This is a genomic window from Clostridium brassicae, from assembly GCF_026738875.1.
Lineage (GTDB): Bacteria > Bacillota > Clostridia > Clostridiales > Clostridiaceae > Clostridium_H > Clostridium_H brassicae.
Genome location: NZ_JAPQFJ010000003.1, coordinates 114116 through 128723 on the forward strand (window position 1 = coordinate 114116; position 14608 = coordinate 128723).

Consider the following 14608-nt stretch of genomic DNA (forward strand, 5'->3'; position numbering starts at 1 on the left):
ACTCCCCTAGAAGCCGTTATCCAGGGTTGTGACATTCTTTGCTACTATTTTAAAGAAAATAGGAGTACTAGAATGACTAGACATCGGATAAACAGGATTCTTAGGAGTTTTACTCCTCTAGAAGCCGTTATCCAGGGTCGTGACATTCTTTGCTACTATTTTAAAGAAAATAGGATACTAGAATGACTAGACATCGGATAAACAAAAAACCACATTTACAAATAAGAATTTTATTGTAAATGTGGTTTTTTATTTATGCAATTTCCTAAGTTATGTAGATAATTAAAAAAAGTACAAAGTATTTGCAAAAATGAGAAAGCATTTGCAAAGATGCAAAAAGCAAGCAAAATCACCATATAACTCAGACAATTTTATGCTTTATCATTATAAAAATCAATTATTTTTGATTATTTTCAAAAGTAAGAACAAATAAAACCTTGAAAGTGCTGGTATTACTATATCCACAATTATGGTATGGATTTTGCTTAAATATTACTATATAACTATTTAGGAGGGAAAAATTATGGAAAATAAAAATTGGGAAAAATATATTAAATTAATAAATAAAGAGGTAATACCTGCTATAGGCTGTACAGAGCCTATAGCTGTTGCTTATGCTGCAGCTAAGGCAAGAAAGACATTAAATAAAAAACCAGAAATAATAGATGTTTTTGTAAGTGGTAACATGCTAAAAAATGGAATGGGAGTAGGGGTACCTGGAACAGGAATGGTAGGATTAGACATTGCAGCGGCAACAGGAGCATTAGGTGGTACTGCTGATGCTGTATTAGAAGTTTTAAAAAGTATAACTCAAAAAGACGTTATTGAAGGCAAAAGAATGATGAAAGAAGGTAGAGTAAACGTTAAAGTTAAAGAAAATGTTGCTGACCTTTATATAGAAGTTATTTGTAGGAATGGTAACGATAATGCTAGAGTAATTATTGAAGATACTCATATAAATATTGTTTTAGTAGAATTAAACAATAAAGTTTTATTTAAAAAAGATAATGAGAAAAGTAGTGTAAAAAAAGTTGCTTTGGAGGAAAATGATGATGAGGTATATTTATCAGTTGACAGCATTTATGATTTTGCTGTAAATGCACCTTTAGAAGATATAAAATTTATACGTGAAAAAGATAAATTAAATGAAGAAATATCTAAAGAAGGATTAAGTAATGATTATGGTCTTAAAGTTGGAAAAACTATTGACAAATATATAGATAAAGGATTATTAGCAGACGATATCATAATTTCAGCAATAAAAAGAACAAGTGGTGGTGCTGATGCAAGAATGGCAGGATGTATGATGTCTGTTATGAGTAATTCAGGAAGTGGAAACCAAGGTATAACAGCATCTATGCCTGTAATAGCGGTTGGAGAAAAATTAGGTGCTAGTGAAGAAAAAATCACAAGAGCTTTAGCATTAAGTAATTTAATGGCAATTCATATTCATAATTACTTAAGTAGATTAGCAGCATTGTGTGGAGTAGTTGTAGCAGGTACAGCAGCTTCATGTGGGATAACATATCTTTTAGATGGAAATATTGACGCTATAAAAAGAGCTATAAATAATATGTTAGGAAATATTACTGGGCTTGTATGTGATGGAGCAAAGACTAGCTGTGCATTAAAAGTTTCAACAGCTGTAAATGCAGCAGTTATTTCTGCTATGTTAGCTATTGAAAATATTGGTATATCAGAAAAAGAAGGTATAATTGATAAAAATGTAGAAAATACAATCAGAAATGTAGGAAATATAGGTTCTTATGGAATGAAACAAACAGATAAAATGATGTTAGATATAATGGTTGCTAAACAAAAGGGAGAACAAAATATTGAGGAAACTGCATAATTAAAAACTAAAAACTGAAATGTAAGTTTATAGATTATATAATTCAATTATTTATACAGCACTTAAATCAACAGCTTATTTCTGATAACTTTTAAACAGAAATAAGCTGTTAATAATATTATAATCTTGAAAATACTGAAATAGAGAAATCAAAGCCTAAAGTAAAATAAAAAATGATGGTAAATTGTTTTAGTAGGTGGCAATATATGATATAAAAAATTTAGTGAAAAATCTATATTTCAAATATAGGAGGAAATACTATGAGAAGTCTTTTATTAATTGGTGACAGCATTTCTTTAGGATATACTCCTTATCTAAAAAAAGAGCTTGAACCAAAATACAATTTGTGTAGGGGTGGGGATGTAGCAAAATCTCTTTTAAACCTAGAAGCTGCTGAATATTCAAACTGCGGAGATAGTGTCAAAGTTATTAATATCTTAAAAAATGAAATTGATAATGGTAATTATTATGATGCTTTACTTATTAATTGTGGTTTGCATGATATAAGAAGAACCCGTGAAATGTATCTAATACAAATACAAGTTCCAATAGACTCTTATAAAGAAAATCTAATTGAAATATTAAAATTATCAAAAATGATTTCAAATAAAGTAATATGGATCACAACAACTCCAGTAATAGATTCTATACATAATAATAGAGAGGTTGGATATTTAAGATATAATTCTGATGTAATTCAATACAATGAAGTAGCTAAAGATGTATTTAAAAAAGAAATTTTAATAGACTTATATGATTATATTGATAAATGCAATTTATATAAATACTGCGATCATGTTCATTTTATTGATGAAGTTTATAAGCTGCAAGCTAAATTTATCTCTGAATTTTTACTTTGATAATTATATTGAACATTTTATATTAATAATCAGCTAGTATAGAAAATGACTATATAGTTGTCATTTCGAGTATAATATTGGGATATACTGTAACATCGAGTTTCTATAAAGATTAAAAAGATAGGTTTTATTTGTATCCGAGCAATTTGAATAAATTACAAACTGTATGGCTGCATGCAATTTCAACAATATTTGTATTAATATAATATAATTTATATAAAATTATATTTAACCAGGGGAAAAGTCTTATTCTATAAGGATTTACCACTGGGTTAGTTTTTTAGTTTACAGCTAAATACATTATTAATAAAACAATTGATAAGTTTTTAAAAGTATAAAAAGTCTTATCTTTATTAAAAATTAGTAAAATATGATATAATTAGGGAAAATAAACATATATGAAGTCAATATAAAATTAAAATATAAACAATAGGGGGGGCTTTAATAGTATGTTTCTATACAACTTAATAGAAATTATTATTAAATAAATTTATGTCAAAATATAGAATATATTTAATTGTTATAGTTTTTATTGATGCAGTTATTAGTCACTTAATATTAAGATATAAAACTCAAAAACTACTTTTAAATAAAAAAGCACGTTTAAAAGTGGCTTTATATAGTAAGAAACCTTTTATACTATTTATTATTATATTAATACTATATTTGTGGGTTCAAATATTTATAGAACAAAATATTTATTCAATTGAACATATATATTTTGTTTTATATTTGATAATATATTTTAATATATTAAGTTTAAATAATAAATTAATATTTATTGATAATGGATTTGTGTGGAATGGCAAACTTATATATTATGTTGATGTTTTAGGAATTAAAATAAAAAAGCACAAAAAAGATAAATTAATTTTAAGAATGGAATGTAATAATAAAATTAATATTAAAACATTAGTATCAGAAGAACAAAAAAAAGTTATTATGAATATACTTAATTTGTCTTACACTAAATAAAAACGATTTTCTTCTGTAAATCATGTAAACCTGTGCTACAAAGAAGTTTCTCTTTTACAACTAGTAAACAATTATTTAAGCAATATCATTTATATTGCTTTCTATTCACTTTTTACATAAGATTTTGTTTTAAAATAATGTAGACTTCTTTTAGTATTTCTAAAATTATGCTTTGAATTGTTTGATTTATTAATGAATCAAATAATTTTACAACCAGCTCAATTTATTTAATGTATTTTTAGAATTATTATAATCTATAATTTGTTGAAATATAAGAATAGTGGATATTTATATTCTGCCACTAAATGGATGGAGTGAGCATATGTATTATAATAAAAGAATCATAATGGTTCATTTATTGATTTTATTTTTAATGATACTATGTGGAATTGTTATGATTTCAATTGATATCTCATATAATGTATTTATATCTATAATGATAGCTTTTATGGGATTACAACAGTTGGTAAGAGTTTATAATTTTAAAAAATCAAGTAAAAAATATAATTTATTAATATCGTTAATTTTTAGTATGATTTTATTTATATTATCTATATTATTCATTTTTCTTAAATAATATAGATAATACAATCAAAAGCTAGAAAGCAACTGCAAGTTTGCAGATATATTTATATAAAAATAGATAACTATTTATAAATTTCACAAGGTATTTTGAATGTAAAAAGAGTGCATTCATTTACAAATTAGCACTCTTTTCATCCTTTACAACTAAATAAATAATAAAAATACCAACTAAAATTACTATTCCTATTAATATGTTTGATAATGTTTTACTAATACTATTTGATAATGGTGTCTGAAAAAAGATTTGGATTAGTATAGGTATTATTATTAATAGCATATAAAATTTTTTATCTTTAAAATAATCAATAATAAAAAACACTCCTAATAATACAAGTAATACTATGCTGATAATGTTGTTCAACTTTATTTCTCCTTTCATGTAAATATAATTCTATTTATTCCACACTAATTGTAACATCAATTTAAATGTAATATATATAAATTAATATAAATTTTATAATTTAAAAAATTGTATAACTCTATACAAAGTTCCACTGCTTAAAGAATTTCCTCAATTAACTAAACATAGACTTTTTATTCTATAGTATTAATTAGTAGATAAAAAACTTTTATTAAATTTAGACTACGTTTTAATAGATTGTTGATTTCGTATAATTGTAAAACAATTCTAAGTTTAAAGGGGGATTAATCCATGAAACCTTCACTTTACCATAAATTATCTAGATATGAAAAGCATGTAAGGTTAAAAACAATTTGGCCATTATATGTTTTAGGTGTAATACTTGCTTATTGGAAGCTAGATTTTTGGTTAGCTTCAGTTATAACAGCTATTTTAATTATCTTAACATTTATGGAAATATATTTTTTAAAGAAAAACTATGAAAAATATCTAATGTTAGAAACAGTTTGGCCAGTATATATTTTAGGTATAATAATGGTTATTGGAAAAGTAGATTTTACCATAACTTCAATCATAATAGCTATTTCAATTATCTTAACCCTTATACGAATACATTTTTTAAAGAAAAAATTTGCTAAGTGAAATATGGGGGAATTAAGGAGGGTAATTATGAATAACAAAGTAATTTATTTAATGTTGGGAATTATAATATTTTTATCAGTAGATTTTATATCTATAAATTTTGGATTATGGATTGGTGCTGGTCCGTGTGAGGCTGGTATTGTGACTTCGGCAATTTCAATATTATGTTCAATAATTGTAATCTGTACATGCATAATTGTAGATGAAATTAGAAAATTTAATAAGTAATTTAATAAGTAATTTAACAGTATAGAAGTAAATTTTCCTAAAACGCTTTTCCTAAAGAAACTGTGGTTTTATTTTTTAAATAAAAACATATTATTAAATATATTATATCAGCCGTTTTATTATTAAGAATTAATTTATAAAGTAAAGATAAAAAATAAGAAATGTTAATAGATTAATAAGATCATAATCAAAAATGAATGGAAATTTTCAATAGAATTGTATTCAGAAAAATATGTGTATGTAATTTTTTTATATTTGTAATAAATTGACTTTGGAGTAAGAAAATATTATAATATACTCAGAAAAGAGTGGAAAGGTTTACAAAATATGAGTATTGTTTAGAATAGCGATCTTTTCCTATATAAAGAATATACTTTAAGGAGGGTTATTATGGCACTTCAAGAAAAGAGTTTCCAATCATTTAATCAAAAGGATATAGTACAAGCTTGGATTTATACACCGATTCGTAAACCGCGTGGGATTGTTCAGCTTGTACATGGTTTTGGAGAACATTCACGTCGATATTTCCATATGATATTGAAGTTAAATGAAGCAGGTTTTGTAGTTGCAGCAGATGATCATGTAGGACATGGAAAGACAGCATATGATTCAGGCAATTGGAGTGATTGGGGGGATAAAGGTTATATGACAATGGCAGAGGATGAACATACTCTTCGTAAGATTGTGCAGGAAGAATATCCTGATTTACCTTATTTTATGTATGGACATAGTATGGGATCTATGATTGCCAGATGCTATGCAGCTACTTGTGGAGAAGGAATTGACGGATTGATTTTATGCGGAACATCTGGTGTATTTCCAAATGCAAGTTCACTTATATCTATTTTGAAAAAATTGATAGATGAAGGTAAGGGAGAGAAAATAGATCCTACTTATATAGAAAAACTTTTTAGTTGTATGACAGATCGCTGTGAAAATCCTATCACGGGAAATGATTGGATTTGTGGTGACCCTGATGTGGTAGCAGACCATGCAAATGATCCATTCAATAACTTTGCAGCACCGCCTAATATACGTTCACTATATTATTTTGTTATGATGATGGATACTATTGTTGGAACAAAGTGGGCAGAAAAAGTGCCAGCATCAATTCCTGTTTACAACATCGCAGGAGATCAGGATCCAGTTGGTCAGTATGGGGAAGGTGTTTATGCTGTATCTAATTGGCTTATAGAAACAGGACATAAGGTTAAAACAAAAGTTTATCCAGGAAAACGTCATGAAATACATAACTATCGAGATATTAGAGATGAAGTTGAGGATGGAATGATAGAGTTTATAAATGACGTTCTTTATAAATAATAAAATTAATAAGTTCTGTAAAAAATAGCTATAGCGATATGGAAGCTGTAATCTAGTTTCTATATCGCTTTTTTATGGAGAAAACATATGTGATAATGGTTGTAATTTTTTATTAGTTTTAATATAGTTTATTGTAAAATTTTATAGGAAATATGTTAAGTGTTTAATTTGAAATACATTGGTTATATAATAATAAAAATGTAAATTTCAATATTAAAAATTATGGTATAATATAGAAACATAATATACAAATAAAATATAATTTAATATAAAGTTGGAAAAAGATGTGTCGTATTACAAAGTTGTATAATATGCGAAATAGAGATTATTTATATTTTTAAGCAAAAGGAGATAGTGTATATGGATATTAGAATTAGAAGAGTATCTATAAAAGACTTAGATGCAGTAACAGGAGTGGAAGCAATATGTTTTCCAGAGGCAGAGGCTGCTACAAAGGAATCATTTGAACAACGAATTAAGACATTTCCAGAAAGTTTTTTCGTAGCAGAAATTGATGGAAAAATAATTGGGTTTATCAATGGATGTATAATTAATGAAACTGCTATCTATGACGAACTATATAATGATACTACACTACATATTCCAGATGGAGCTTACCAGACTATTTTTGGAATTGATGTGATACCAGAGTATCGTAATCAAGGAATTGCTGCAAAATTAATGAATCATATGATAGAAGTATCAAAATTAGAGGGGCGCAAAGGTGTTATTCTAACGTGTAAAGAGAAACTTATCCATTATTATGCAAAGTTTGGGTATGTAAATAAAGGGATATCTAAATCAGTACACGGTGGTTCTACATGGTATGATATGATTTTAGTGTTTTAATTGTATATTTATTTAAAAATAAATTGGAAGATCATATATACATGATTTTACTAAACAATAAGATTTCGCAATGAATCTTAGCTTTATTCTTACATAACGGCATAAAATCTAATGTTCAAGGAAGTAGATAAGATACAATAAAATAATATTGTGAAACATTAATTTTAAACCGGGAAGATTTTAATTAGGTTTGTTGGGGAGGTTTATTATGGCAAAATTTGAGCAATCAATAACAGGGGAATTCGAAGATGTGCTTAGGCATTTAGAAAATGACATTAGTAATAGTGGAGTGAGCATGAATTTAGAGGACGAAAGTAATTATAGTTACGGAGATACTAAAATTGTAGTTCGAGTATATGACAAATATTTTATGCGAAACGGAAATAGAGCTAGTTTAAGTTTGACCATAGTTGGTCATGGGATGGATATTTTTATTTCAGCAATTGGCGCTGGTGGGGGGCAAGGAGTTATTTTTAACTTCAGTCTTGGTGCTGAATATGATATGGTAGACATAGTAAAAGAAAGCATAAAACGAATAAAGTAAAATTTATGTAATTCTTACTTGTACAGAAGACGTAAGTTGCAATTTCTAAATAAGTTTTGCCACAATAGAAAATCATTATGTACTAAACAAAGATAAGCTTTATAATTAAAATGTATGAGTAAAATCACATTTATAATTTGAATTAGATATAATAAAAGCACTACTGAAATTATTAGATTTTAATAACTTTCACAGTGCTTATTTTTAGTTAAAAATTTTGGAAAATTAGAGATTGATATTTTTATTTTAGAAACTGTTTTATAAATTATAGTTTAGTATATTTTTATTTATTTTAATTGGGTTTATTTTTGGGGAGTACATTAGGAAAACATAAAAAGTCACCTAACAAATAAGAAGACCTAACTTAAAATAAATGAAATTTGATATTGGGATTTATGGTATAATATAGAAATCAAATATACAAATAAAATGTAATTTAATACACAGTTTAAATAAAGTGCGTAGCAAAGAGAATGAAGGGAGTTATTAAAGATCGTAAGATATGACGAATTAAAGATTATTAAGTTACCTTGGGGGTGTTAATTTGAAGATTATTATTAGAGAATGCGCAACGCAGGACTATAAAGACATAGTTTTGCTGAATAAAAATCAAATGGGTTATGAATATCCTGCTGAAGATACAAGAAAACAATTAGAACAATTACTAAATGATAGTAACCATAAAATATACGTAGCTGTAGTTGCTGATAAAGTAGTAGGATATGTTCATGCAAACAATTATGATTTGCTATATGCACCACATTTGAAAAATATTATGGGGATTGCAGTTTCATCTGATTATAAAAGAAATGGAATTGGAAAAATGCTTTTGAATGAAGTTGAGAAATGGGCACGTGATACAGGTGCTTATGGCATTCGACTGGCTTCAGGAGCAACAAGAACTGGAGCACATGTATTTTATATGAATTGTGGATATATTGGAAACAAAGAACAGAGAAAGTTCAAAAAAATGTTTTGAAATGTTCTTTTTATTAGCATAAATTTTATTCTTATATAATCACATCCTTCTTAAATTACAGGGTAAAAGGTTAAGAATTAAGAAAGTAGTTAAGGCGTATTAGCAAATTGTTGTGTACTAAACAAAGACAAGATTTATAACATAAAATATAGCAGTAAAATCACATATTTATAACTTAAATTAGATATAAAAAAGCACCATAAATTATTAGATTTTAATAATTTATGGTGCTTTTTAAAATTTGGAAGTACAGATGGAACTTTTATCTAAAGTAGATCTATTATTTATATATAACATCATTTAATTTTTCAGCATCAGCTATATTCATATCTATTAAAACATGAGAATATAGGCCAGTTGTAATATTAATAGTACTGTGAACAAGTCTTGAAGAAGTAATTTTTATAGGTGTTCTAGCTAAAAATATAATAGTTGCATTTAGATGTCTTAAATTATGAAATCTAATGTTTAAATATTTGCCAGTGACAGGAGCATCTGTATGCATAGTTGATAGCCCTTGAGAGCCATGAAAAATACAAGGGCTTTGATTAAAAAGGGTACTACATTTACTTTGTTAAATATTAGTGAGTAATGGGTCAAAGGATAAGAAAAATATCCAAATAAAATGTAATTTACTACACAGTTTAAATAAAGTGCGTACGAAATATGAAATTACATTTTAAAGAACAGAATTTATATTTACACTTCTAAAATAATATTATAGAATTGAGCTATAAAGTGAAAAATAAGATATGAACTAATCATATATAAAGAAGGGAAAGTATTATGAAAATAGGAACAGTAGGAACAGGTGTGATTGTAGAGGAATTTCTAAATGCAGTAAAGGAAGTAGTAAATGTTGAGTGTACAGCTGTTTATTCAAGAAAGGAAGAAACATCCAGAGTATTAGCAGATAAGTATAATGTAAAACAAATATATACGGATTATGATGCCTTAATTAAAGATGAAAATGTAAATTTTGTTTATATAGCATTGCCAAACAGTATGCATTATGAATATGCTTTAAAAGCATTGCAAAATAGAAAAAATGTTATTTGTGAGAAACCATTTACCTCAACTGTTGAAGAAGCAAAAGTATTAATAGACTTAGCCAAAGAAAAGAATTTGTTTTTATTTGAGGCAATTACAACATTGCATTTGCCAAACTACACTAAGATTAAAGAACATATTGAAGCTTTAGGTGAAATAAAATTAGTTCAATGTAATTTTTCTCAGTATTCAAGCAGATATGATAGATTTTTAGCAGGAGTAGTGGCGAATGTATTCAACCCTGCATTTTCTGGGGGAGCATTGGTAGATATTAATATTTATAATTTGCACTTTGTAACTGGATTGTTTGGAAAAGCGAAGGAAGTAAAATACCTTGCTAATATTGCTGAAAATGGAATTGATACATCAGGGATTGCTATTTTAAGATATGATGATTTTATATGCGAGTGTGTAGGGGCTAAAGATTCATATAGTCCAAGCTTTGCTATTATTCAAGGAACAAAGGGATACATAAAATTAAATGGGCCTACTAATCAATGTCTTTCAGTTGAAATTGGAGTTGGTGATAAGGTTGAAACTTATAACGAACAGAAATATTCAAATAGAATGATTTATGAGGTAATAGATTTTATAACTATGTATCATAATAATGATTTGAAAAAGTGTCATGAATTATTAGACCATTCTTTAAGCATTGTAGAGACAGCAGTAATGGGAAGAAAAGATGCTGGAATTGTATTTGCAGCAGATAATGAGTAATTTAATGTATAAGAGATGGTAAAAAACTCTAAAATAAAATTGATAAATAGGTTGGGAATATTTTTAAATTACGATATAAAAAGCTAATATTAAAAGAAATATTTAATATATAATAGCAAAATATTATGTACTAAACAAAGACAAGATTTATAATATAAAATATAGCAGTAAAATCACATATTTATAACTTAAATTAGATATAAAAAAGCACTATAAATTATTAGATTTTAATAATTTATGGTGCTTTTTAAAATTTGGAAGTACAGATGGAACTTTTATCTAAAGTAGATCTATTATTTATATATAACATCATTTAATTTTTCAGCATCAGCTATATTCATATCTATTAAAACATGAGAATATAGGCCAGTTGCAATATTAATAGTACTGTGACCAAGCCTTGAAGAAGGAATTTTTACAGGTGTTCCAGCTAAAAGTATAAGAGTTGCATTTCGATGTCTTAAATTATGAAATCTAATGTTTAAATATTTGCCAGTGATATGGAGCCTCTGTATGTATAGTTAATAGCCCTTGAAAGCTATGGGAGATAGAAGGGATTTAACGAAAAAAGGCACTACACATACTTCTTCATGTAAATAGTTTACTTTGTTAAATATTAGTGAGTAATGGGTCAAAGGATGAGAAAAATATCCAAAGTATAAATATTGACTTTAGGAATTTTAGAAATTGTAAATAAAAGAAATAAGGAATAAAACATCTTAAGAATTTAGGTGTTTAGAAATTTTAGAATGTGAAAATATATGAATATAAAAAATTAAATAATAAAGTAGGATAAGAATTTTGGAATGTTAGAGATTAATATTTTTATTTTAGAAACTGTTTTATAAATTATAGTTTAGTATATTTTTATTTGTTTTAATTAGGTTTATTTTTGGAGGACATTTGAGGACATATACATGAAAATATGTTAACATTTTATATTTGTCATGTGAAAGAAATTGAAATATTTTATATAAATAGTAACATTAAAATAAAAATGGGAATACTATAAAATATAAATTAACATAGAAAGTTATAAATATAAAAGAATATCGTGTATCTATAAATTGAGTGTATATTGATTTTATACAGAGAAAAGATTATATTATATATAGATGAGTATCTATATAAGGGGTGATTAAATGAAATTGAATTATGAGGAAAATGCTAAAATAATTAAAGCACTATCAGATGGAAGTAGGTTAAAAATAATTGATATATTGTCTTGTGGAGAAAAATGTGCATGTGATATATTAGAGTATTTTGATTTTACACAGCCAACACTTTCGCACCACATGAAGGTGTTAATAGACTGTGGGATTGTAGAATGTAGAAAAGAAGGACTATGGAGTTATTATTCACTTAACAGCTCTAATTGTAACAAACTTGTTTTATTTCTTATGAATCTTGTAACAGATACAGATGAATGCATATGCAAAAATAATCCTAACTCTAAATGTGAATGTAAATAAATATAAAATAAGGAGTGAATAAATATGAAAAAAATGATTATTTTTGATCCAGCTATGTGTTGTTCAACAGGTGTTTGTGGACCATCCATAAATCCTGAATTATTAAGAGTTGCTACCATAATAAACAACTTGAAGAATAAGGGGATATTAGTTGAAAGATATAATCTAAACAATAATCCAGAAAAATTTGTTCATAACAAGAAAATAAATAAACTGTTAAATAAAGAGGGAGTAGATATACTTCCGATTACAATAGTTGATGGTGTTGTTGTAAAAACAAAGGACTATCCAACTAACAAAGAATTTTGCAAACTATTGGGTATACCAGAAGATTATCTAAAAGCAACTATAAAAAAACCATCTACAGGGTGTGGATGTAAAGGTGGATGTTGTTAAAGTAGAAAAGAGGGATATTGATGTTAAAAAAATTTAATCTTAAAGATATAAATTTAACAAAATATTTGTTTTTTACAGGAAAAGGTGGAGTTGGTAAAACTTCTACAGCTTGTGCTGTAGCAGTAACTTTAGCAGATAAGGGTAAAAAGATTATGCTTATTAGTACAGATCCGGCTTCAAACCTTCAAGATGTTTTCAATACAGAATTAAATAATAAAGGAGTTACTATAGAGGAAGCCCCTAATCTAGTAGTGGCGAATTTTGATCCAGAGGAAGCAGCTGCTGAATATAGGGAAAGTGTAATAGTTCCTTACCGTGGAAAATTGCCAGAGGCAGTTTTGAGAAATATGGAGGAACAGCTTTCAGGTTCATGTACTGTGGAAATTGCTGCATTTAATGAATTTTCAAACTTTATAACTGATGAAAAGGCAGCAGAGGAATATGATCATATTATATTTGATACAGCACCAACAGGGCATACACTACGAATGTTACAGCTACCTTCAGCATGGAGTAATTTTATTAGTGAAAATACACATGGGGCATCATGTTTAGGACAGCTTTCAGGCCTTGAAAGTAAAAAAGAAATTTATAAAAAAGCAGTTAGTACTTTGGCAGATAAAGAGAAAACTACACTTATACTTGTGTCTCGGCCTGAACCATCACCTCTAAAAGAAGCTGAAAGGGCAGCTAAGGAGCTTCAGGATATAGGAGTAAACAATCAAGTTTTAGTTATTAATGGTGTGCTTCAAGAACATGATGACTATCTTTCAAATGCTATTTATAACAAACAGCAAGAAGCATTAAAAGACATACCAGAATTACTTAAACTTATTAAAATTTTTGAAATTCCACTAAGATCTTATAATGTAACAGGGTTAGAAAATGTAAGAGAGTTCTTAAAAGGTAACAATGTTAAATATAGTAGAGCAACATTAAATACTAATGATATGCCTAGACTAAAGAGTGTAGTAGAAGATTTATACAATAATGATAAAAAAGTAATATTTACAATGGGAAAAGGAGGAGTAGGCAAAACTACAATAGCTGCTGCAATTGCTATAGGATTAGCTAAAAAAGGTAAAAAGGTACACTTAACAACTACTGATCCAGCAGCCCATTTAAAGTTTGTATTAGATGAAGGCTATGGGATTACATTAAGTCATATTGATGAAAAAAAGGAACTAGAAAAATATAAAGAAGAAGTACTAAGTAAAGCAAGGGAAACTATGAGCGAAGATGATATTGCTTATGTTGAAGAAGATTTAAGATCACCTTGTACTCAGGAGATTGCCGTATTCAGAGCTTTTTCAGAGATAGTTGAAAGGTCAGAAAATGAAGTTGTAGTTATTGATACAGCACCAACAGGGCATACATTGTTATTGCTAGATTCTACCCAAAGTTATCATAAAGAAATTCAGCGTTCACAAGGAGATATCCCAGAATCAGTTAAAAAGCTTTTGCCTAAGCTTAGAAATGAAGAAGAAACAGAAGTTATTATTGTAACATTAGCTGAAACTACTCCAGTTTATGAAGCTCTCAGATTACAAAAAGATTTAAATAGAGCTGGCATCTACAGCAAGTGGTGGGTTATTAATTCAAGTTTCTATGCAGCAAATACAACAAACGATATTTTAAAAGTAAAAGCAAGTAATGAAGTTCAGTGGATTAATAAGGTGAATGAAATATCCAAAGGTGATTTTGTAGTTATAGAGTGGATGAGCGAAGAAGTTAAGGGAGAAAAACTTAACGACCTGATAAGCTAGGTATAA

The 14608-nt window shown here is 27.2% G+C and carries 14 protein-coding genes; 12 read left to right on the plus strand and 2 right to left on the minus strand.

Annotated features, from left to right (window positions below; genetic code table 11):
- The first annotated feature begins 523 nt into the window (after positions 1 to 523).
- Both OW729_RS03970 and OW729_RS03975 read left to right on the plus strand, forming a co-directional pair.
- Positions 524 to 1852: an L-cysteine desulfidase family protein gene (locus OW729_RS03970; RefSeq protein WP_268060159.1), complete on the plus strand. Its 1329-nt coding sequence runs from the start codon at positions 524 to 526 to the stop codon at positions 1850 to 1852.
- Positions 1853 to 2112: 260 nt separating this feature from the next.
- Positions 2113 to 2712, plus strand: coding sequence for an SGNH/GDSL hydrolase family protein (locus tag OW729_RS03975; RefSeq protein WP_268060160.1), 600 nt, complete (start codon positions 2113 to 2115; stop codon positions 2710 to 2712).
- A 1672-nt stretch (positions 2713 to 4384) separates the two neighbouring features.
- Here the strand turns inward: OW729_RS03975 and OW729_RS03980 are convergent.
- Positions 4385 to 4633 (minus strand): hypothetical protein, encoded by a 249-nt coding sequence (locus OW729_RS03980; RefSeq protein ID WP_268060162.1) that lies wholly within the window; start codon positions 4631 to 4633, stop codon positions 4385 to 4387.
- Positions 4634 to 4924: 291 nt separating this feature from the next.
- Between OW729_RS03980 and OW729_RS03985 the strand changes: the two genes are divergently transcribed.
- The 6 genes from OW729_RS03985 (at position 4925) to OW729_RS04010 (ending at position 9198) form a co-directional block, all read left to right on the plus strand.
- Positions 4925 to 5275, plus strand: coding sequence for a hypothetical protein (locus tag OW729_RS03985; protein ID WP_268060163.1), 351 nt, complete (start codon positions 4925 to 4927; stop codon positions 5273 to 5275).
- A 27-nt stretch (positions 5276 to 5302) separates the two neighbouring features.
- Positions 5303 to 5503 carry a hypothetical protein gene (locus OW729_RS03990; RefSeq protein WP_268060164.1) on the plus strand — a complete coding sequence of 67 codons (201 nt, stop codon included), beginning with the start codon at positions 5303 to 5305 and terminating at the stop codon, positions 5501 to 5503.
- Positions 5504 to 5893: 390 nt separating this feature from the next.
- On the plus strand, positions 5894 to 6826 hold the full coding sequence (locus OW729_RS03995) for an alpha/beta fold hydrolase (RefSeq protein WP_268060165.1): 933 nt from the start codon (positions 5894 to 5896) through the stop codon (positions 6824 to 6826).
- Positions 6827 to 7186: 360 nt separating this feature from the next.
- The gene (locus OW729_RS04000; protein ID WP_268060166.1) at positions 7187 to 7675 is read left to right on the plus strand and encodes a GNAT family N-acetyltransferase; all 489 of its coding nucleotides are present in this window, start codon (positions 7187 to 7189) and stop codon (positions 7673 to 7675) included.
- A gap of 208 nt (positions 7676 to 7883) precedes the next feature.
- Positions 7884 to 8219, plus strand: coding sequence for a DUF6054 family protein (locus OW729_RS04005; protein ID WP_268060167.1), 336 nt, complete (start codon positions 7884 to 7886; stop codon positions 8217 to 8219).
- Between the two features lie 544 nt (positions 8220 to 8763).
- Positions 8764 to 9198 (plus strand): GNAT family N-acetyltransferase, encoded by a 435-nt coding sequence (locus OW729_RS04010; RefSeq protein WP_268060169.1) that lies wholly within the window; start codon positions 8764 to 8766, stop codon positions 9196 to 9198.
- A gap of 280 nt (positions 9199 to 9478) precedes the next feature.
- On the opposite strand, the gene OW729_RS04015 is transcribed toward OW729_RS04010, so the two are convergent.
- Complete coding sequence (locus OW729_RS04015) at positions 9479 to 9703, minus strand: site-specific integrase (protein ID WP_268060170.1); 225 nt, start codon at positions 9701 to 9703, stop codon at positions 9479 to 9481.
- 281 nt (positions 9704 to 9984) lie between these two features.
- On the opposite strand from OW729_RS04015, the gene OW729_RS04020 reads away from it, so the two are divergent.
- The 4 genes from OW729_RS04020 (at position 9985) to arsA (ending at position 14602) form a co-directional block, all read left to right on the plus strand.
- On the plus strand, positions 9985 to 10968 hold the full coding sequence (locus tag OW729_RS04020) for a Gfo/Idh/MocA family protein (RefSeq protein ID WP_268060171.1): 984 nt from the start codon (positions 9985 to 9987) through the stop codon (positions 10966 to 10968).
- 1142 nt (positions 10969 to 12110) lie between these two features.
- Positions 12111 to 12440 (plus strand): ArsR/SmtB family transcription factor, encoded by a 330-nt coding sequence (locus OW729_RS04025; protein ID WP_268060172.1) that lies wholly within the window; start codon positions 12111 to 12113, stop codon positions 12438 to 12440.
- A 24-nt stretch (positions 12441 to 12464) separates the two neighbouring features.
- Positions 12465 to 12836, plus strand: a complete 372-nt coding sequence (gene arsD / locus OW729_RS04030) for an arsenite efflux transporter metallochaperone ArsD (RefSeq protein WP_268060173.1) — start codon at positions 12465 to 12467, stop codon at positions 12834 to 12836.
- 20 nt (positions 12837 to 12856) lie between these two features.
- On the plus strand, positions 12857 to 14602 hold the full coding sequence (gene arsA / locus OW729_RS04035) for an arsenical pump-driving ATPase (RefSeq protein WP_268060174.1): 1746 nt from the start codon (positions 12857 to 12859) through the stop codon (positions 14600 to 14602).
- The last annotated feature ends 6 nt before the right edge of the window (positions 14603 to 14608 follow it).